This window comes from Mucilaginibacter sp. Mucisp86 (assembly GCF_047324315.1).
Classification (GTDB): domain Bacteria; phylum Bacteroidota; class Bacteroidia; order Sphingobacteriales; family Sphingobacteriaceae; genus Mucilaginibacter.
Genome location: NZ_CP168503.1, coordinates 1,622,098 through 1,643,258, shown reverse-complemented (window position 1 = coordinate 1,643,258; position 21,161 = coordinate 1,622,098). Strand labels below are relative to the sequence as shown.

Annotated in this window: 15 protein-coding genes; 12 read left to right on the top strand and 3 right to left on the bottom strand. The window is 43.6% G+C overall.

The features are described from left to right. Positions 1-159: 159 nt before the first annotated feature. Both ACEN9X_RS06580 and ACEN9X_RS06575 read right to left on the bottom strand, forming a co-directional pair. Positions 160-1,020, bottom strand: coding sequence for an RNA polymerase sigma factor RpoD/SigA (locus ACEN9X_RS06580; protein ID WP_090528912.1), 861 nt, complete (start codon positions 1,018-1,020; stop codon positions 160-162). Between the two features lie 335 nt (positions 1,021-1,355). Beyond that, positions 1,356-3,875 (bottom strand): AsmA-like C-terminal region-containing protein, encoded by a 2,520-nt coding sequence (locus ACEN9X_RS06575; protein WP_413669638.1) that lies wholly within the window; start codon positions 3,873-3,875, stop codon positions 1,356-1,358. A gap of 141 nt (positions 3,876-4,016) precedes the next feature. On the opposite strand from ACEN9X_RS06575, the gene ACEN9X_RS06570 reads away from it, so the two are divergent. The 4 genes from ACEN9X_RS06570 to ACEN9X_RS06555 all read left to right on the top strand — a co-directional run bounded on the left by ACEN9X_RS06570 (position 4,017) and on the right by ACEN9X_RS06555 (position 7,250). Further along, positions 4,017-4,691: an NAD-dependent epimerase/dehydratase family protein gene (locus ACEN9X_RS06570; protein WP_413669637.1), complete on the top strand. Its 675-nt coding sequence runs from the start codon at positions 4,017-4,019 to the stop codon at positions 4,689-4,691. 156 nt (positions 4,692-4,847) lie between these two features. Beyond that, positions 4,848-5,657, top strand: a complete 810-nt coding sequence (locus ACEN9X_RS06565; protein ID WP_413669636.1) for an alpha/beta hydrolase — start codon at positions 4,848-4,850, stop codon at positions 5,655-5,657. Between the two features lie 96 nt (positions 5,658-5,753). After that, positions 5,754-6,620: a helix-turn-helix domain-containing protein gene (locus ACEN9X_RS06560; RefSeq protein ID WP_413669635.1), complete on the top strand. Its 867-nt coding sequence runs from the start codon at positions 5,754-5,756 to the stop codon at positions 6,618-6,620. An 87-nt stretch (positions 6,621-6,707) separates the two neighbouring features. Beyond that, positions 6,708-7,250, top strand: coding sequence for a YbhB/YbcL family Raf kinase inhibitor-like protein (locus ACEN9X_RS06555; protein WP_413669634.1), 543 nt, complete (start codon positions 6,708-6,710; stop codon positions 7,248-7,250). 318 nt (positions 7,251-7,568) lie between these two features. On the opposite strand, the gene ACEN9X_RS06550 is transcribed toward ACEN9X_RS06555, so the two are convergent. Further along, a complete protein-coding gene (locus ACEN9X_RS06550) occupies positions 7,569-9,065 on the bottom strand; it encodes a family 43 glycosylhydrolase (RefSeq protein WP_413669633.1) in 1,497 nt (498 codons plus the stop codon). A 522-nt stretch (positions 9,066-9,587) separates the two neighbouring features. Here ACEN9X_RS06550 and ACEN9X_RS06545 point away from each other — a divergent pair. From ACEN9X_RS06545 to ACEN9X_RS06510, 8 genes are all read left to right on the top strand, one after another. Then, positions 9,588-11,294, top strand: a complete 1,707-nt coding sequence (locus ACEN9X_RS06545; RefSeq protein WP_413669632.1) for a ribulokinase — start codon at positions 9,588-9,590, stop codon at positions 11,292-11,294. A gap of 7 nt (positions 11,295-11,301) precedes the next feature. Then, positions 11,302-12,000, top strand: a complete 699-nt coding sequence (locus ACEN9X_RS06540) for an L-ribulose-5-phosphate 4-epimerase (RefSeq protein ID WP_091218472.1) — start codon at positions 11,302-11,304, stop codon at positions 11,998-12,000. A gap of 5 nt (positions 12,001-12,005) precedes the next feature. Then, a complete protein-coding gene (locus ACEN9X_RS06535; RefSeq protein WP_413669631.1) occupies positions 12,006-13,367 on the top strand; it encodes a glycoside hydrolase family 27 protein in 1,362 nt (453 codons plus the stop codon). A 47-nt stretch (positions 13,368-13,414) separates the two neighbouring features. Then, positions 13,415-14,905, top strand: a complete 1,491-nt coding sequence (gene araA, locus ACEN9X_RS06530) for an L-arabinose isomerase (protein ID WP_413669630.1) — start codon at positions 13,415-13,417, stop codon at positions 14,903-14,905. Between the two features lie 516 nt (positions 14,906-15,421). Then, positions 15,422-17,122: a sodium:solute symporter family transporter gene (locus tag ACEN9X_RS06525; protein ID WP_413669629.1), complete on the top strand. Its 1,701-nt coding sequence runs from the start codon at positions 15,422-15,424 to the stop codon at positions 17,120-17,122. A gap of 17 nt (positions 17,123-17,139) precedes the next feature. Next, positions 17,140-17,799, top strand: a complete 660-nt coding sequence (gene fsa / locus ACEN9X_RS06520; RefSeq protein ID WP_090528887.1) for a fructose-6-phosphate aldolase — start codon at positions 17,140-17,142, stop codon at positions 17,797-17,799. Positions 17,800-18,009: 210 nt separating this feature from the next. Then, positions 18,010-19,182, top strand: coding sequence for an aldose epimerase family protein (locus tag ACEN9X_RS06515; protein ID WP_413669628.1), 1,173 nt, complete (start codon positions 18,010-18,012; stop codon positions 19,180-19,182). A 7-nt stretch (positions 19,183-19,189) separates the two neighbouring features. Further along, the gene (locus tag ACEN9X_RS06510; protein WP_413669627.1) at positions 19,190-21,160 is read left to right on the top strand and encodes an alpha-L-arabinofuranosidase C-terminal domain-containing protein; all 1,971 of its coding nucleotides are present in this window, start codon (positions 19,190-19,192) and stop codon (positions 21,158-21,160) included. The last annotated feature ends 1 nt before the right edge of the window (position 21,161 follow it).

Sequence of the window (21,161 nt, the reverse complement as noted above, 5' to 3'; positions counted from 1 at the left end):
TGATTGGCAAGGATCACCCTATATTTGTTGATGGTGGCAACCATGACCGGGGCCTTTGAGGGGAGAATAAAAAAACTTCTTAAACTACACCCACAAAAAAACGCGAACAATTTACTCATTCGCGTTTTTGGTATAAAAACTCAGGCGGATATTCCTGGATTAGTTTAAGTATGATTGCAACAGGTTTGATTTTGAATTGTGACGTAAGCGCATCAAAGCCTTGTCTTTCAACTGGCGGACACGCTCGCGGGTTAAATCAAATTTTTCACCTATTTCCTCTAACGAGTGAGGTGCATGGCCACCAAGGCCAAAGAATAACATCAGCACTTCACGGTCACGTTCGGCAAGGATACCTAACGAACGTTTAATTTCCTGTGACAATGAATCGGCCATTACTTCGGTATCAGTTGCAGCATCAGAGCTGGCCAATACGTCAAGCAAGGTGTTTTCTTCACCCTGGATAAAAGGCGCATCCATTGAAATCTGCCTGCCGGCGTTATTCATTGAATCGGCAATTTTATCAACCGAAATTTCCAGGTTGTCTGCAAGTTCTTCGGGTGTTGGTTGTCTTTCAAATTCCTGCTCCAGTTTTGAAGCTGCTTTATGGATTTTACTCAATGAACCAATCTGGTTCAATGGTAAACGTACAATACGTGATTGCTCGGCAATGGCCGACAGGATTGACTGACGGATCCACCATACGGCATATGAAATAAATTTAAAACCTTTGGTTTCGTCAAAGCGTTTTGCTGCTTTAATCAAACCAAGGTTTCCTTCGTTTATTAAGTCGCCCAGGGTAAGGCCCTGGTTTTGGTACTGCTTAGCAACCGATACCACAAAGCGAAGGTTAGTTTTTGTCAAACGTTCTAACGCTACCTGGTCGCCCTCACGAATCTTTTGCGCCAGGATCACTTCCTCCTCAGCTGTGATCAAATCTACCTTGCCAATATCGTGCAGGTATTTTTCGAGCGATGCTGATTCACGGTTAGTGATTGATTGGGATATTTTAAGTTGTCTCATTTTTTAATACAGATTATTAAGCTAAAAACGGTTCAATAAGATACATGTGCCGGGTTAAACAACCGGAGGTAAAACAGACTACATTAAACTTTGCTTCCTTCTTTATTTGTGAACCCGGGATAAGTATTTAATATTTAAAACGAGGGTTTTCTTCTGATATTATTGCTGTAAGGAACGAGCGGTTTAAAAGTTTTAAAATAATGTGCTAACCAATAAATGTTTAATCAACATATTACCCTATAATGAACGGCACAAAGATAAGCATTTATTTGCTATTATAGTGTCATTTAAACACCATGAAACAACGGTTAATGTGAAGATTTCGTGAACTTAAGCTAATCTTGTTTAGGTTCGGGCGCTTGCTGGGTATCATCTGTCTTCTGGTCATCATTGTCTGCCTTTGTTTTTTTATGGTTCTTATTCCATTTAATTTTTATTTTTCCATCATCTCCATCAGTAGCAAGTATGTGCAGTACGATACCTTTCATACGTTTTTTATTGCGTTGGGTTTCGTCCTCAATTTTGCTGTCATTTTTAGGGTTGCGTAAGGGTACATCCAACGCGATATTGGTGCCGCGCGATAAGGAGTAAACACCCTCCACATCCATATTCAATACGCTGGAGTTAATTTGCATCGGGGCTATTTTGATTTTATCACCATTGATATCAAATTGGGCTTTCAGGTCGCCAAAAGTAATGTTATCCAGGTCGCGGAAGGGAAACGCAAATTTACCCACACTTTTTATCGGCGAAAAATTGACCAGGGCACCCTCTTTCAGGTTTACCATCGCGGTTCCCCTTATTGATTTAGGCACCAGGTTACCCGCGTTATTGATGGCCCCCTTAATATCAGTCCTTGCCGAAAGGAAGCCCCTTAGGTTATCACTCGTAAAATCCTTTAACCCAAAATTGTTAAACGATGCAAAGAATGTATTAGTATTCACATGGTTAATGGTGGTACTGATAGCAAAATTGTTGGTTGGCCCCTGCACCACAAGGCCGCTTAAGTTTAATGATCCGCCCGAGCTTTTAAGGCTTACATTGCGCATTTTCATGGTATTATCGGCCAGTAAAATATCAGCGTTTACATTGGTGGCTAAAAACTTTTTATAATATACTTTAGCTAAACGCAGGTGAAGTTCGGCCTGCCCTTTATCAAAAGCGGTATTTAACTGGTTGGTTACCCTTTTACTCGCAGCACGGCTTATGCCCCTGTTGCCGCTGCCACCGCTGCTTTCCCCTGATCCTTGCCGGCTATTCAGGAATCCCAAAAACTCGCCCAAACGGATTTGGGGACTGGTAATCTGCCATACTATCAGGATCTTTTCGGGCGCGGTATAATACAGGTTCAAAAAATTGCTCACCTTACCCTGCATATAAACTATACTACTGCCATTTTGAAGACGGATATTATTGATATAAAGGTCTTTATCTGTAAATTTCAAAGCAATGGAGTTATTTTTGAACACCAGCCCCCGGGGCAGGTAGTTAACATCGGCATTTTTAATGTCCACATTGCCGGTGACAAAGGGCTTGGTGAATTTGAAATTTACAATATCGGCTTTATAGGCCAGTTTTAAATCAACAATACCTTTGGTAAATCTCAGGCTTTCATCACCTATAACCGGGTTAAGTTTGGTAACCGGAAAGTGTGATCTGAAAATCCCTGTAGCCACCGGTGTGTTCAGGTTGTTGATAAACGCGGTATCAATAGTAAAAGGAATATCTTTATAGCTACCGTTAAAATGATAAAGCTTAATGACCGAATTATCATCATTTAAACCTTTGCCATTGATGTAGTTATTGCTGAATATGCCGTTAAAACTGCAATTTTCGATAGTGCCTCCACGGGTTTTCAATATGTTATCTTTTACTTTAGCCGTAACATAAATGGATGGATCGCCGCCGCCCCCAAAGCTTCCCTTCAGGTCGCAGGTAACATCAATTGGCTTTGTCAGATCGAACATTTTGAGGCTTTTGGTGATGTTGGCAGCCAGTAGGTTAGCGGCATCGTTCCACAAAATATCGTCTACCTTAAGATTGATGGTAAAATCAGTTTCGGGTGATTTGAGGTTAAATTGAGCGCCTACGGTAAACGGATTATCGCCTATATTTAAATTATTAGGTGCCACATTAATAACCTGCGAATTATCATCATAGCTGATATCAAAATGTCCCTTTAAAAGTCTGTTTTTCATGAAGCTTCCCTTTCTGGTGTTAAAGGAAAAGCTGTTTGCCATAGTATTCAGGTCGATACCTGCATTCCATCCTTTGGCAGGATACTCCATCCGCCCCTCGATATCATTCACCGCGAATTTGAACAGTTTGTAAGCATGGCGGTCGTCAACAACAAAGTTTACCTTGTTTAATGAAAACCTGCCGATTTGTGTTGAAGAGCTGGTTTGTTTTTCTTTAGGGTCTTTTTCAACTTTCGGTTTTGCTTTAAATATCGATGTATTGCTGTAGCCAGTACTATCGGTAAACAGGTCGATATCGGCATTGCTGATATCTATTTTATTAATCACTACTTCGCCCTTTAAAAGGGCTGATGCGTTTACCGACACTTCCAGATCTTTGGCGGTGAGTAAGGTATGATGATGTTCGGCCCAGCGGTTATCTTTCAATACCACATCTTTCAACTCAACAGATACGCCGGGGAAGCCTTTAAATAGTGTTGGGTCAATAGTGCCGATAGTTAGTGTGCCGTTAATATTTTTATTGAGCTCGGAGGTGATCATAGCAAGCACCTTCTGCTTATTATAATTAACATAAACAGTAAGGGCAATAAACAAAATTATAATTAAACCCACGAGCGCCCCGGCGATCTTTAAGGTTATCTTTAACCATTTCGGCATTTCAACTAATTTATTGTTAAAGCGTTATGGTTATATAATTGTTTGTATTGTAACATATAATTAACACACGGTATAGGAATAGGTAAATAAATCTGCAATAAGATACAATATTTTAAACCTATAGTCGGCTACATCAGTATCATGGAAACAAATAATAAAATAAAGGCTATTATAACAGGCGCCACAGGCATGGTAGGCGAGGGTGTATTGCATCAATGTTTATTGAGCGATAAGGTTGAATCGGTATTGATCATTAACCGGAAACCAAGCGGCATTACGCATCCTAAATTAAAGGAAATTATCCATGCCGATTTTTTTAACCTCACTCCCATTCAGGATCAGCTGCAAGGGTACAATGCCTGCTTTTTTTGTTTAGGGGTTTCATCTGTTGGCATGAGCGAGGAGGCTTACTATAAAGTAACCTACCTGCTTACCATGCATGTGGCGGAAATATTGAGCTGTATCAATCCTGATATGACCTTTTGTTATGTATCGGGCGCCGGTACTGATAGCACAGAAAAAGGCCGCAGCATGTGGGCGCGCGTAAAAGGTAAAACCGAAAATGATTTGATGAAGCTGCCCTTTAAGCAGGTGTTTAATTTCAGGCCCGGATTTATGAAAAGCTTTAAAGGGGCAAAAAATACCCTGTCGTTTTATAAATACATTGCCTGGATGTATCCCATTGGCAGGTTGATTTACTCCAAAGGGTTTATTACGCTGGAGGAAATAGGTAAAGCCATGATCAATACGGTAAACCGTGGTACCGGCCGCTGGATTCTGGACGGGAAGGATATTGTAGCGATGGCTAATGGATAACAGGTGATGATATACGGATAGTATCGTCATGAAAAACCGATATGTCGTTATTGTGGTTGATGATTTGTTTGTTTAAGTTATTGTTTTAAAGTGTTTTGTGTTTTTGGAGCGCAGTTTGAATTAGTGTGTTAAGAACATTAATCATTAACATCATTTGTGAAAATTAAACTCCGAAACAAAATGCAAACCAAATCATTGAAAACCTGCCTGAATAGATATTTAGTTGCAGTAGTTATTTTATCAGGCAGTCTGTTTGCCTTCAATACTGCTGCCCAGGCGCAGCAAGTTAAAAACATTGTACTGGTACACGGTGCCTTTGCCGATGGCTCGGGCTTTCAGGCTGTGTATAAGATCCTCACCAAAAAGGGTTATAATGTTACCGTGGTTCAAAATCCGTTAACTTCTTTAAAGGACGATGTTGATGCCGCCAACCGGATCCTGGATAAACAGGATGGCCCCACAGTTTTGGTTGGCCACTCTTACGGCGGTACGGTAATTACCGAAGCCGGGAATAATTCAAAAGTAGTAGCGTTGGTTTACATTGCCGCTTTCGCACCGGATAAAGGTGAGAACACTATAAAATGGGTACAATCTGCCCCTCCGGCACCTGAAAACGGAATTTTGCCGCCAGATGATAAAGGCTTTGTTTATTATGATAAAGCTAAATTTCATGGCGGCTTTGCCGCTGATCTGAGCCAGAGCGAGGCTGACTTTATGTTTGCCTCACAAGGACCAACCTCGGTTCAATGCTTTGTAACTCCTATTACCGAAGCCGCCTGGAAAACCAAACCAAGCTATGGCATAGTGGCTACCGAAGATAAAAGCATTGTGCCTGATGTTGAGCGTACTATGTACAAACGTGCTGGTGCTAAAATAACCGAAATTAAAGGCAGCCATGTGATTTTTATTTCGCAACCCGAGGCCGTTGCCAAAGTAATTATCGACGCAGCAAACGGCGTTAAGTAAAAAGATAGTTTTTGTTACAGTTTTAAGCGGAACCGGCGATTGGCCGTTCCGCTTTTTTATTTGATAATTGTTAGTTTTACGCCTAACAATTATCAAATGGAAGCCATCACCGTACCCGAAGCAGTTAAAGATAAACCGCAGATTAAGGCGGGCGACATCTCTTTTGTGTACTATCGTGAGCGCGGCGACCTGTTCAAAAATCAGGTGGTTTTTAATCAATGTGCTATCAGTTTCGTACTTAACGGACAAAAGGAACTTTACCGCCATGCCGATTGTACCATCATCAGGCCCGGGCAGGGCTTACTTATTCCCGAAGGTAATACGTTGATTGCTGAGCATGTGGTAAAGGGCACTTCAAGAGATGAGTTGTATAGCAGCTTTATCGTCTTTTTTCCGCAGGCGTTGATAAATGAGTTTTTTTCAAAACATGCCATCAGTACAAAAAATACCTTGCCAGATGCTCCGCCTTATGTGCTCTTTTCAAACACTACATATCTTAACGAATATCTCCGGGGCATACGTGCTTTAGTTGATGGCGGACAACAACTTTCATACCCGGTAGCCTTGCATAAACTGGAAGAATTGCTGCTTATTATTTATGAATTGTATCCGACGCAATTGCTCGCTCTTTTTGGCGGAGGGCACGATAACACAGGTTTATCACTGCAAAAACTGGTTGAAAATAACCTGTTAAACAACCTTACGCTTGATGAGCTGGCTTTCCTGGCCAATCGCAGCCTATCCTCATTTAAACGCGATTTTGAGAAAACTTACGGCTTATCCCCACAAAAATATATCCGCGACAGGAAACTGGAATCGGCCTGTGCCGAACTGAAAAAAGGCCGGAAAGCAAGCGAGCTTTTCACTACCTATGGCTATGAAAACCTTTCCAATTTTAATACCGCTTTTAAAAAAAGGTTTGGGGTAACCCCGGCAGCTTATGGACAGCAAATGGTATTTTGAGCTATCTGCACTACTATTTGAACCGTTTGCAATAACAGTATAAAAACCATTAAAGCCAACTTTGTGGTGTAATTAAATACTGTTATTATGAAAACGATCTTCTCTTTATTCATCAGCTTTTTTATAGCGAAGGCTGCATGTTCACAAACGTTTACCTTAAAAAGTGCCGATCTTGGCGGCCAGTTCAGCAATGAATTTGTTGCCGGTAATTTTGGTTGCAGTGGTGGAAATAAATCGCCACAGCTAAGCTGGGTCAACACGCCCGAGGGTACTCAAAGCTTCGCGGTTACCATGTATGACCCGGATGCGCCAACGGGTAGCGGCTTTTGGCATTGGGTTATTGTGGATATACCTGCAAATGTTCACGAGCTAAAACAAGGCGCGGGCGATGTTAAAAGTGGTTTAGCTCCCCAAGGCAGTTTGCAAAGTATAAACGATGTAGGCGTACCTGGCTATCAGGGCCCATGCCCCGGCGTTGGTGAGGGCGATCATCGTTATTTGATCACTGTATATGCTTTAAAAACAGCCAAATTGGGTACAACGCAAGCTTCAACAGCGGCTTTAACGGGTTTTATGCTGGGTAAGCAATTATTGGCTAAGGCTTCGTTGGTGGTTTATATGAAAAGGTGAACGGCCGAGGGTTAAATAATTCCCTCCCCCTCGGTTACTGTGTGTACACATCTTTTTAAGTAAAAGAAAATGTCATTGAGCAGGGACGGGCCAAGTGGTGAAGCGAAAGAGAAATCTTATACGCCTTGTAGAGCCGTATGCAAGATACCGAGCGTGATATATAAGATTTCTCCTCACCGCGCCCGCACATCCCCAAATTGGTTCGTCGAAATGACATTCGGTTTTATTTATTGATATTTATTGGCAAGATGTGTACGCACAGTAACCCCAGGGAGGGAATCGCACAATCCCTCGCTTTCATTATTTCAACGCTCGTTTCTACCTGATAGCAACATTAAGTTTAAGCACCCTGTTTTTCTCTGCCGAAAAATTTACCCCGCCGTCATTGCTTATCGACGCCACATTATTTGGATCGGTTAAAATATCGCTGTAAGCAAAACCATAGCATCCCTTTGTAGTGGCCGATTTAATAACTACAGCGTACCGCTTACCAGCGGTTACGGCGACGTTTGTCTTTACAATAACATTCCTGGCCGACCATGAGATAGAATCAACAGGCAAAGCAACGGAAGCCAAAGCTTTACCTGTTGGTAATCCGGTATTGCCAAGCTCAAATACCTCAACAGATAAATCTGCATTAGGGTAACCGGTTTGGAAAGTGGTGAAATTGATCTTGGTTAAAGTGCCGCTTTTCGCCGCGGTAAAAGTTTGCAGGCGCTGAACATTTTTGCCAATGTCGCATCCGGTTGTAAAATCTTCGATTGGTTTGTTAGGAGCAGAGCTTTTGGTAAAACTTGCCGTTTGTTCGCACTTCATTGGGTTGATGGAGCCATCGGCAGCAAAAGTTAGCGGTGCCCAGTAAAAATTGGCAAGGGCTTCGTTTTTGGCGGCGTTATTCCACAAGTCGCTGCCAAAAAGGAAAATGGTTTCTGAGTTTAGCTTGATGGTTGATACAAAGGACGGTTGTCCTCCACAAGAATTATCACTGATCTTGATCCCTTCTGACCATGGCCCCAATGGCGACGGTGCCGTACGGTAAGATGCTCCGGTGCCCGAACAATAACCGCAATTAGGATCAGAATAAATGAGGTAATATTTGCCTTTGCGTTTGAACAGTGCAGGGGCTTCGGTATTGCCCGTGGTAACTGATTTAACGTACTGCCTGGTTCCTGTTAAATAGTCGGCGCTTAGTTTTTCAATCACGATGCTTCCTTTGGTACGCCAATCGGTATAAGCTAAGTAAGCAGTGCCGTCATCGTCAACAAAAGTATCATGATCGCCATTGTTTAAGCCAGCTACAGGCATTTCACTGTTTACGGCGAGGGTTGGTTCTTTAACTTCGGTGAATGGCCCAACCGGAGTTTTGCCGGTAAATACCCGGTAGCCTACGCGGTTGTCATAAACGTTGATCCACAATACGTAGCGCTTTGTTTTTTTATTGTAGATGACATGCGGGCGAAAACAGCCGTATGTTTTACCATCGCAGCGGGTTTGCCAAACGGGTGTTTGGGCATCAAATAGAAAGCCCCTGTCGGTCCAATGTTGCAAATCGGTTGATGAATACGTTTTGAAACCGCAAAATGGGGCCGATTTGTTTCCCCATTCAAAGCCGCAATCGTAACTGGTGCCATACAGGTAGTACACTCCGTTAAATAAAGCTATCTCGCCGTCGTGTGCATCAACCGCATTGCCCAGGTTATCAAATTTGGTTACCTGCTTGCCGCTTTTATCAAAATTTTTGATGGTTTGTGCCGATGTGAGTGAAGCCGGGGCTAAAGCTATAAGCAGACTAAAGAAAATAAGTTTGTTGATCATGCTGAAGAAGATGGTATGGTCAAATTTATTTAAAATACAAAACTATCATCAGTACTTTTTGATATTTGGGTTGTTTATGATAGTACAAAGTAGTGTTGGGCCGCGTTGGATAGCAGGAAATGCCCATATTCTGAAGTGTCGATTGGGATGACTAGGTTGATTTCGCTGATTTTTTCTGAACTCGAATTAAACGAGTTTTTCGAACTTGCTTAGCATTCTGGTGGTTCCTTAATTCAATAAATTCGAGTTCAGACAAAGTCAAATAGCCATCTCCTTTTAAAAAAAGGTCAACTCATCTTCAATTTATTGGTTTTAAATTGTTAAATTAACACTAATTGTTAGCCCTTTTAGTCTCTGGCCTTACTATCCATGCTAACAAGTTTTCCACCATGTAATATCTTTTTTACCCTATCCTCAAAACCCAACCAATTGCTAACCCCACTTTGTCTGAATTAAATTTTAAATAAAATTTTTCTTTTTCAAAAATTAAGTGTTATTTCGACAATAATTATAAATCTTTATATGAGCAATAACCAATTAGTGATCGGTGTCGATTATGGTTCCGATTCCGTGCGTTCAGTAATCGTGAATGCCGCCAACGGAGAAGAAATAGCATCATCAGTATTTAATTATCCACGCTGGCGCGATGGCAAGTACTGCGTACCTGCCGAAAATCAATTCCGTCAGCATCCACAGGATTATATCGACGGACTTAAAGCCACCATTAAAGATTGTATAGCACAGGCCGGCGGCGAGGCTATCGCAAAAAATATAAAAGGCATTTCTGTTGATACCACCGGCTCAACCCCTGTTGCGGTTGATGCTACCGGTACTCCGCTTGCTTTAACTGCTGGTTTTGAAACTAACCCCAATGCCATGTTTGTATTGTGGAAAGATCATACCTCGGTTAAAGAAGCAGCGCAGATCAACGAGCATGCTACAAAATTTGATACCAATTATTTGAAATATGTTGGCGGTATCTACTCATCTGAGTGGTTTTGGGCTAAGCTGCTGCATGTGTTAAGGGTTGATAAAAGCGTACGTGATGCTGCTGCCTCATGGGTGGAGCATTGCGACTGGATCCCCTTCCTGTTAACTGGCGGTACCGATGTTAAAGCTATTAAACGTGGCCGTTGCTCTGCCGGTCATAAAGCATTGTGGGCCGAGGAATTTAATGGCTTACCTCCTGAAGAATTTTTTGTTTCCCTTGACCCGTTGCTGGCTGGTTTCAGGGATAAATTATATGAAGATACATACACTGCTGATGAAGCTGCCGGAAACCTCAGCGCGGAGTGGGCGGAGATATTGGGACTCTCAACCGATGTGGTTGTAGGTACCGGCGCTTTTGACGCACACATGGGCGCTGTTGGCGGCCAGATTGAGCCTTACCACCTGAGTAAGGTAATGGGTACTTCAACCTGTGATATTTTGGTTGCTCCAACATCAGAGATGGAAGGCAAACTTGTACGTGGGATCTGCGGACAGGTGAATGGCTCGGTTATTCCGGGCATGGCAGGTTTAGAAGCTGGTCAATCGGCCTTTGGCGATACTTATGCCTGGTTTAAGAATATTCTGGCCTGGCCATTGAACAACCTGCTTTCACAATCGCAGGTAATTGACGCGGCCACTGCCGAAGCGCTGAAGGAAGAAATTTCTGAAATGATCATCCCTGAACTAAGCAGGCAGGCAGCTTTGTTGCCAATTGAAGAAAGCAACGAGCTGGCTATCGATTGGTTTAACGGTCGCCGCACGCCGGATGCCAACCAGGAATTAAAGGGCGCTATCACCGGCTTGGGTTTAGGCAGCGATGCACCAAGGGTATTCCGTGCATTGGCCGAGGCCACCTGCTTTGGTGCCAAAAGCATTGTTGATCGTTTTATCAGTGAAGGAATCCCGGTAAAAGGCATCATTGGTATTGGTGGTGTGGCTAAAAAATCATCTTTCGTGATGCAAATGATGGCCGATGTTTTGGGTATGCCTATCCGTATCCACCAGTTTAAACATACCTGTGCTTTGGGCGCGGCAATGTTTGCAGCGGTAGTTGCCGGCATTTACCCAACCATTGAAGAAGCTATGACCGCCATGGGCCGCGGCTTTGATGTGGTTTATGAGCCAAACATCGCGCTGAGAGAAGTTTATCAGCAGCGCTATAATCAATACAGCACATTAGGCAGGTTTGTTGCCGCTGAGGTTGCCCTGAAAAATAATCCTGAACTGCAAAACGCATAATAACAAAATGAGTAAATACGATCATATAAGGCTTAGTGCCTATAATGCCAACATGCAGCTGCCTAAACTTGGCCTTGTGCTGTTTACTTTTGGCAACGTAAGCGCTGCCGACAGAGAATTGGGCGTATTCGCCATTAAACCAAGCGGCGTACCTTATGAAGACCTTTCGCCAGAGAAAATGGTGATTGTTGATTTTGACGGCAACACTGTTGAAGGTGACCTTCGCCCTTCAAGCGATACCAAAACACATGCCGTACTTTATAAACACTGGGATGGCATCAACGGTATTGTACACACGCACTCTACCTACGGAACCGCCTGGGCACAGTCGCAACGTGATATCCCTATCTTCGGTACTACCCACGCCGATCATTTAACGGTTGATATTCCCTGCGCTCCGCCTATGAATGATGAAATGATCAAAGGGAACTACGAGTATCAAACCGGTTTCCAGATCATGGAATGCTTTGAAGAAAAAGGCCTGGATTATAAAGAGGTTGAAATGGTATTGGTGGGTAACCACGCACCATTTACCTGGGGTAAAACAGCCGAAAAGGCAGTTTATAACAGCGCCGTACTGGAAGCCGTTGCCCAGATGGCCTACCTTACCGAGCAAATTGACAGAAGCGCCCCCCGCTTAAAAGATGCGCTGATCAAAAAACATTACGAGCGCAAACACGGACCTGATTCATATTACGGACAATAAACCTGATGAAAAAAATAAACCTGTTTTTCCTGCTGCTTTGTTTTTTCGCCTGCACCCGTTTATCGGCACAGGTAGCAGCTACACCGCCTATGGGCTGGAACAGTTATAACTGTTTTGGTTCGGCAGTACATGAAGATGAAGTAAAAGCCAATGCCGATTACATGGCAGAGCATTTGAAGCAATACGGCTGGGAGTATGTGGTGGTGGATTTTTTATGGTCGTACGATAATCCTCCGGGCAGTAATATCGGTAATCCTTTTCAATTGCGTTTACAAGATGGTTCATATGTGCCATGGTTGACTATGGATAAATGGGGCCGTCTTACACCTCAGCCTACCAAATTCCCATCGGCTTTTGGCGGTAACGGTTTTAAACCGCTGGGCGATTATATCCACAGTAAAGGTTTGAAATTTGGCATCCACGTGATGCGCGGTATCCCGAGACAAGCCGTTTGGTCAAAATCGCCGGTTAAAGGAACCAATGGCATCACTGCCGATATGGTGGCCGATACTAACTCAAAATGCCCATGGATGAACCACATGTACGGGTTGGATATGAAAAAGCCCGGCGCACAGGAATACCTGAACTCGTTGCTGGAGCTTTATGCCTCATGGGGAGTAGATTTTATTAAGGTGGATGACCTTTCGCGCCCGTATAGCAATGCCGAGGTTGAAGGTTATCAAAAAGCCATTCAACAATGCGGCCGACCAGTTGTGCTGAGCCTTTCGCCGGGCGAAACCCCGGTTGCACAGGCGGCACATGCTACCAAATATGCCAATATGTGGCGCATGGCCGATGATTTTTGGGATAACTGGAAAGAGATCCTCCACATGTTTGAATATGCTAAAAGCTGGGAAGGCGTTGGTGGCCCCGGTCACTGGCCAGATTGCGATATGATCCAGATCGGTAAGCTGAGCAAACGCGGTCCGGTAGGCCAGGAGCGTTATAGTCGTTTTACCGAGGATGAAGAATATACCCACATGACGTTTTGGAGTATCTTCCGTTCGCCATTGATGATAGGCGGCAACCTGCCCGAAAACCGCGATTTTGAGTTGAACCTTTTTACCAATGACGAGGTAATTGCTGTAAATCAAAAAGGCTCAAGCCCAAAACAATTGTATAAAAAAGATGGCGCCATGATCTGGTACTCACAGATCCCCGGCAGCAAGGATATTTACGCAGCCTTTTTCAATATTGGCGATGACGATAAATCCATATCCCTGAATTTCAAAGACCTGGGTCTTAAAGGTAGAGTAACCGTACGCGACCTGTGGAAAAAACAGGATGTTGGCCAGTACAGCTCAGGCTATCAGCAAAAAATTAACAAACACGGTGCGGCATTATTCAGGCTGTCACCAAAAAACTAAGACTAAATCACTAATTCAATAAATCGCTAAATCACTAATTGACATATATGATCGATCTGAAAACATTTGAAGTATGGTTCATTACCGGGAGCCAGAATTTATACGGAGAAGAAACACTGAAGAAAGTTGCCGAGCATTCGCAGGAAATAGCCAAAGGTATTGACGGTGCTGCCAATATCCCTGTGCGTGTGGTTTACAAACCCGTTGTTAAATCAACTGAAGAAATTTATAACACCTTACAACAAGCTAACGTAGCCGAAAACTGTATCGGTGTTATTGCCTGGATGCATACTTTTTCGCCTGCCAAAATGTGGATCAGGGGTTTAAGCATCCTTAAAAAACCGATGCTGCACCTGCACACCCAATATAACCGCGATATCCCGTGGAGTTCAATTGATATGGACTTCATGAACCTGAACCAAAGCGCCCATGGCGACAGGGAGTTTGGTTTTATGGTATCACGCATGCGCATTAACCGTAAAGTAGTTGTTGGCCACTGGCAGGATAGCGAAGTGTTGAAAGACATTGAAAGCTGGAGCCGTGCAGCAGCAGGCTGGAACGACTGGCAAGGCGCTAAATTTGTTCGTTTTGGTGATAACATGCGCTTTGTTGCAGTTACTGATGGCGATAAAGTTGAGGCTGAATTGAAATTTGGTTTCGCTGTAAATACTTATGGCATTGGTGACCTGGTTGCTGTTGTTGACAGCATCAGCGATGCCGAAGTTAAAGCCCTTACCGACGAGTATGAAGCTACTTATACCATGGCCGACGATCTTAAACAAGGCGGCGCAAGATATCAATCGGTATATGATGCTGCTAAAATTGAACTTGGCTTGCGTAAATTTTTACAGGATGGCGGTTACAAAGGTTTCAGCGATACTTTTGAAGACCTGCATGGCATGATCCAGTTGCCGGGTATTGCCTCACAGCGTTTAATGGCCGATGGTTACGGTTTTGCCGGTGAAGGCGACTGGAAAACTGCTGCTTTAGTGCGTGCATTCAAAGTAATGGGCGCAGGCTTGCCAGGCGGTAACGCTTTCATGGAAGATTATACCTACCACTTTGACCCGAACAATGCATTAGTTTTAGGTTCACACATGCTGGAGGTGGATAGCAGCTTGGCTAACGGCAAAGCTGCATTAGAAGTGCATGCCTTGGGCATTGGCGGTAAAGCAGATCCTGCACGTTTGGTATTTAACGTGGCTGGCGGTGCAGCATTAAACGCTTCCATCGTGGATATGGGCAACCGTTTCCGTTTAATTGTAAACGAGGTTGAAGCCATTGAGCCTATTGAAGATCTGCCGAAATTACCAGTTGCAAGGGTACTTTGGAAACCACTGCCGGATATGAAAACCGGTTGCGCAGCATGGATCTATGCCGGTGGTGCACACCACACTGCTTACAGCCAAAACCTGTCGGCCGAGCTGATCAATGATTTTGCTGATATGGCTGGTATTGAGTTTTTACGTATTGGCAAAGACACCAAACTTGATCAGTTCAGGAACGAGATCAGGTGGAATGACGCGGCTTATAAATAACCCCAGCCCCCCTCTAAATCTCCCCCTGAAGGGGGAGACTTAAAAAATAAAAATAAGATAGCCGCCACTCGGCTGGAGCCGAGCGGCGGCGTGAGAGGACTTTGAATAGAAGAAACCGTCATTACATGGCACGAAGCAATCCCAAACTTTACAGATGGGCTTTGCATATTGGGGGTTGCTTCGTACCTCGCAATGACGTGATGATGAAATTTGCGCAGTTTGCGTTAGGGATAGGAGCGGATACCGGCCCGTGGCTAAGGCCTTGTGCAGTATGAGCGGATAGCCCGGCCGCAGGCAACGCCATTGTGAATTTGAGATTTCGGATGTGCGATTTCGGAATTTTCTGAACTCAAATTAAACGAATTAAAGAATTTATAGAATTTGCTTAGCATTCTGTTAATTCCTTAGTACTATAAATTCAGGTTCAGATTATAAGCGGTCATCAAATGAAATAGAAATAACGAGAAGAATATAAACTAAACCACAAGCAAACTAAACTAAATTTTAAACCAAATAATGAACAAATTTTCCACTATCGATTACGTGATCTTCGTAATCTATTTTATTGTAGTTACGAGCTACGGGTACTGGGTTTACAGCCGTAAAAAGATCAAAGGCGTATCTGATAGTCACGACTTTTTCCTGGCCGAGGGTTCGCTTACCTGGTGGGCTATCGGCGCTTCGCTGATCGCTTCAAACATATCAGCCGAGCAATTTATTGGCACCAGCGGTCAGGGTTTCCAGGTTGGTTTGGCCGTTGCTGCCTACGAGTGGGTTGCCGCTATTGCGCTGATCATCGTAGCAGTGTGGTTTATACCGGTATACCTTAAAAACAAGATTTTCACCATGCCGCAGTTTTTGCATACGCGGTATAACGAAACGGTGAGTTTTATCATGGCCATTTTCTGGCTGTTGTTATATGTGTTGGTTAACCTAACCTCTATACTTTACCTGGGCGCTTTAGCTATTAACAACCTGATGGGCGGCGGATACCTGCACGAGATCATTATCGCGTTATCGATCTTTGCCTTGTTCATTACCCTTGGTGGTATGAAGGTTATCGGCTTTACCGATGTTATACAGGTATTGGTACTGGTTGTTGGCGGTTTGGCTACTACTTATATAGCACTTACTTTGGTAAGCGAGCATTTTGGTTTGGGCAAAGATGCTATGGCCGGTTTAAATAAAATGATGAGCGATGCACCTGATCATTTCAAAATGATGATGGCTAAACCCAAGCCGGGTGCGCCGCAGGCAGAGATCAACAAATACCTGGCTCTGCCTGGTATTGCCATGTATTTTGCCGGCCAGTGGATTGTGAACCTTAACTACTGGGGCTGTAACCAATACATCACCCAAAGAGCTTTGGGCGCTAACCTGAAAACCGCGCGTACAGGGATCCTTTTTGCAGGTTTGATGAAACTGGCTATGCCTGTAATTGTAGTTTTACCTGGTATTGCAGCTTACGTATTATACAAAAACGGTGGCTTGCAGCAGGAGATGGCATCAGGCGGTCACTTCAATTCGGATAATGCTTACTCTGCTATATTGGGCTTTTTGCCAACGGGCTTAAAAGGCCTTTCGGTTGCAGCTTTAACAGCTGCTATTGTGGCCTCATTAGCAGGTAAGGCCAACAGTATCAGTACCATCTTTACGCTCGATATCTATAAAAAACATATCAGCAAAGAAGCCAGTGAAAAGAGTATGGTTAACGTAGGCAGGCTTACTATTTTGGCTGCTTTAGTGTTCTCGATCATGCTTACCTGGAAGGATTTGTTGGGCATTGGCGGCGAAGGCGGCTTTACTTTTATCCAGAAATATACCGGCTTTATCAGCCCTGGTATCTTTGCTATTTTTATTTTAGGTTTCTTTTGGAAACGTACCACAGGCGCAGCAGCTATTGCCGGTATTTTAACAGGGTTTGGCATGTCGGTACTGTTTAATAACTATGCACCAAAACTGTTTGGTAACGAGACTTTGCTGTACACAGCTTTCCCTAACGGTAAAGGCGGCTATGAAATTCCGTTCCTGATCTGTATGGGCTTATCGTTTATGTTTACCATTATTGTGATGGTAGCCATTAGCTTAGCCGGTCCGAAAGTTAATCCTAAAGCATTTGAAATTCCGCGCAGTATGTTCAAGGTTGAAAAATCAACCCTGGCATTAATTGTAGTTACGCTTATCCTGCTTACCATGCTTTATGCTAAATTCTGGTAGGTACAATAATTTATAAAATGAAGTTTTTTATTGACACGGCCAACCTGGCACAAATTAAAGAAGCCCATGACCTGGGTGTATTAGACGGCGTTACCACCAACCCATCGCTGATGGCTAAAGAAGGTATCACCGGACATGAAAATATCATTAACCACTACAAAGCCATTTGTGAAATTACTGATGGGGATGTAAGCGCCGAAGTAATTTCAACCACTTTTGATGAGATGGTTGCCGAAGGTGAGGCACTGGCTGCTCTTCATGAGCGTATTGTGGTAAAATTGCCTATGATAAAAGATGGCGTAAAGGCTTTAAAATACTTTAAACAAAAAGGTATTAAAACCAATTGTACGCTGGTGTTTTCGGCAGGACAGGCTTTGCTGGCCGCTAAAGCAGGTGCTACTTACGTATCGCCGTTTATTGGCAGGCTTGACGATATCTCGACAGATGGTTTGCAGCTGATAGAAGATATCCGCCTGATATATGATAACTATGGTTACGAAACGCAGATCCTGGCCGCTTCGGTACGCCATGCTATGCACATCGTTAATTGTGCCAAATTGGGGGCCGATGTTATAACCGGTCCGCTTAGCGCTATTACCGCATTGCTAAAACATCCGCTTACAGACAACGGGCTTGCTCAGTTCCTGGCTGATCATGCTAAGGCTGCGGGTGTTTAGTTGAAATATTTGATTTTTGAATAAGAAAGTCCCGCGCGAGGCGGGCTTTTTTTAATTAAATATTTTAAGTGTTTTTTTAACAATTATAAATTAATTTTTATACATTGGTCTCACTGATCCTAACCGTCAGTTAAGCCAATTTATTTGTTCCTAAAATTATAATAGTTAAACAGCCAATGCTTTAAAAAGGCGAGCTAACAACCTCAAATTATGAAAAATAACAAGAATTTATTAATGATGTTAAGCTGTTCGGCAGCGCTTTTTGCGGCTTGTAACGGTAATCCTAAAAAAACTGATTCAACCGTGAAAGATTCAACTTCGGTAACAACCCAGTCTATACCCGATTCGGCAAATTTTGAGGCCGATGTACAAGGGCAAAAAGCAAAGCTTTTCACCCTGAAAAACAACAGTGGCGCTACTGTAGCCGTTACCAATTACGGTGGCAGGCTGGTAAGCTTATTGGTACCCGATAAAGATGGCAAAGCTACCGATGTTATTTTAGGTTACGACTCATTGAAAAGCTATCAGAAACCTAAAGAGCCATATTTTGGTGCTATCATTGGCCGTTACGGTAACCGTATTGCCAAAGGTAAATTTACGCTGGATGGCAAGGCTTACCAACTGGATATCAATGATGGCGTAAACACCCTGCACGGTGGCTTTAACGGCTTTTACGGTAAGGTGTTCGCAGCTAAGCAACTGAGCGCATCACAACTGGAACTTACTTATGTTTCAAAAGATGGCGAAGGTGGCTACCCGGGTAATTTAACTGCAACAGTGGTTTATACCCTGGGCGATGATAACGCGCTTAAAATAGAATACAAAGCTACTACCGATAAAACCACTATCGTTAACTTAACCAATCACGCATACTTTAACCTGAATGGCGCCGGTAATCCTACCATTACCGATAACGTATTACAAATAAATGCCGATGCTTTTTTGCCTGTGGATACCACGCTTATCCCAACCGGCAAACTGCAGCCTGTTAAAGGTACCCCGTTTGATTTTACCACATCAAAAACCATTGGTAAAGACATTGATGTGGCCGACGAGCAATTGAAAAATGGTAAAGGTTACGACCATAACTTTGTTTTAAACAAGCATGACCTTACTACTCCTGTTGCTACCGTAAAAAGTACTGTAACAGGTATCACTTTAGAGGTATTCACTGAAGAGCCCGGACTGCAATTTTATTCAGGCAACTTTTTAACCGGCGAAACTAAAGATGGAAAAGGCGGCAAAGCTTATCCACATCGTTCGGCCTTTTGTTTGGAAACACAGCATTTTCCTGATGCGCCAAATCAACCGGCGTTTGCTTCAACCGTGTTAAAGCCAGGGCAAACCTACCATACGGTTACCATTTACAAATTCTCCAAATAAGTAAAGCATGTTAAAAAGGACTTTTTTAACGTTATGTGCGGCCGGTGCCTTTACCATGGCCCATGCACAAACGCAATATACCATAGCTGCTGATAAGGTAAAAGCCCATATTCAGCCTACCATGTATGGGATATTTTTTGAGGATATTAACCTTGCGGCCGATGGCGGTGTATATGCCGAGTTGGTAAAAAACCGTTCGTTTGAGTTCAATATGCCCTTGATGGGATGGAAGGAGCAAAAAAAGGATGGAGGCGATGGCAGAACAGAAGTAATAAACCGTGCTGTTGAACGGCCGGAGAATGCGCATTTTATAAAGAGCTATATCACAACCGATGCCGGTTTCTACGGATTCTCGAATGAGGGTTTCCGCGGGGGAATGGGCGTTAAGGAAGGTGAGGAATACAGCTTTTCGGTGATAGCTAAACAGGAAGGCGATACAAACGTAAAGCTGAACATTGAGCTGCGTGGTGATAATGACGCTATCATAGGTAAAGCCGAACTTACGCCAACTGATAAAGAATGGAACCGTTACAGCGTAAAATTTAAATCGGACGCAACAACGCCGAAAGCAAAATTATATGTTTGGATGAGCGGCAAGGGCGTCATTGATCTGGATATGATCTCCCTGTTTCCTGAGCATACCTGGAAAAACCGTCCGGGTGGTTTGCGTGCCGACCTGGTACAGCGACTGGCTGATCTTAAACCAGGTTTTCTGCGTTTTCCGGGTGGATGTATTGTTGAGGGCCGTGAATTGAACAACCGTTATCAATGGAAAAAAACCATAGGTCCTGTTGATAAACGCGAAAATATCATCAATCGTTGGAATACCGAATTTAAGCATCGCCCGGCACCCGATTATTACCAAACTTTCGGTCTGGGTTTTATGGAATATTTCATGACAGCCGAGGATATTGGTGCTTCACCGCTGCCTATCCTGAATTGCGGTATGGCCTGCGAATTCAACACCGGCGAGCTGGTGCCTTTGGATAAACTTGATCCTTATGTGCAGGATGCGCTCGACCTGATTGAGTTTGCCAACGGCGATGTAAGCACCAAATGGGGTAAGCTGCGTACCGACCTTGGTCACCCGGCACCGTTTAATTTAAAAATGATAGGTGTGGGCAATGAGCAATGGGGCCCGCAATACATCGATCGCTGGAAAATTTTCACCAAGGCAATCAAAACAAAATACCCGAACATCAAGATCGTATCGGCCTTAGGCCCATCGCCCGATGGTAAGGAATTTGACCTGTTAAATAAAACGTTCCGCAGTTTAGGTGCCGATATTTTGGATGAGCATTATTATGCGCCTGCAAAATGGTTTAGGGATAATGCCCGCCGCTATGACAACTATGATCGTAAAGGTCCTAAAATTTTCGCCGGTGAGTATGCAGCGCAAAGTGTATCAACAGTAAATCCTGATAATAAAAACAATTGGGAGTGCGCATTATCTGAAGCGGCCTTCATGACCGGTTTAGAGCGTAATGCTGATGTGGTGAACATGGCTTCGTACGCCCCGCTTTTTGCTCATGTGGAAGGTTGGCAATGGACACCAAACCTCATCTGGTTTGATAACCTGAAAAGCTATGCCACGCCAAATTATTATGTACAACAATTGTTCTCTATCAATAAAGGCACTGATGTAGTACCGCTTACATTGAACAATGAAGCCGTAGCCGGGCAAAATGATAGCTATGCTACGGCCAGTTTGGACAAGAACACCAACGAATTGGTGATCAAGTTTGTGAATACCAGCACATCGGCACAAAATGTAAGCTTTAAAATTACCGGCTCAAAAGGCTATCAAAAAGAGGCTAAAGTTACAACGCTAAAGGCTGATAACAAGGATGCCGAAAATTCACTGACCGCGCCTACAGCGGTTAGCCCGGTTGAAAGCACGGTTGATATCTCCGGTAATACCCTGAAGCTGGCTGTTGAGCCATACTCATTCAAAATAGTAAGGCTTAAAAACAAATAAC